The sequence below is a fragment of the Streptomyces sp. DH12 genome, assembly GCF_020873895.1.
GTDB lineage: Bacteria > Actinomycetota > Actinomycetes > Streptomycetales > Streptomycetaceae > Streptomyces.
In genome coordinates, this window is the sequence record NZ_JAHWGT010001354.1 from 1 (window position 1) to 420 (window position 420).

Below are 420 nucleotides of genomic sequence, written 5' to 3' on the forward strand. Positions count from 1 at the left end.
GGCCGGCCGCGTCCTCGACGCCGCCGGCTGGACGAAGGGCGAGGACGGCGTCCGCGCCAAGGACGGCCGCCCCGCCCGCTTCACGCTGTACTACCCCTCCGGCGACAAGGTCCGCCAGGACCACGCCCTCGCCTACGCCTCCGACGCCAAGAAGGCCGGCATCGACGTCCGGGTGGAGAGCGCCACCTGGGAGGTCATCGAGCCCCGCATGCACCGGGACGCCGTCCTCGCGGGCTTCGGCAGCACCGGCGACCCCGACTTCGGGCTCTACACGATGCTGCACTCCTCCCTCGCCGGCGACGGCTTCAACAACATGGCGCACTACGACAACCCGGCCGTCGACCGCGCCCTGGAGACCGGCCGCCGCACCCAGGACCCCGAGACCCGCAAGGCCGCCTACGCCACCCTCCAGCGCGCCCT

The 420-nt window shown here is 73.8% G+C and carries 1 protein-coding gene; it reads left to right on the forward strand.

Going from position 1 to position 420, the window contains the following annotated elements; all coding sequences use genetic code 11:
* A partial coding sequence (locus tag LPA54_RS40045) for an ABC transporter substrate-binding protein (protein ID WP_228985337.1) occupies positions 1–420 on the forward strand: 420 nt, incomplete at both ends.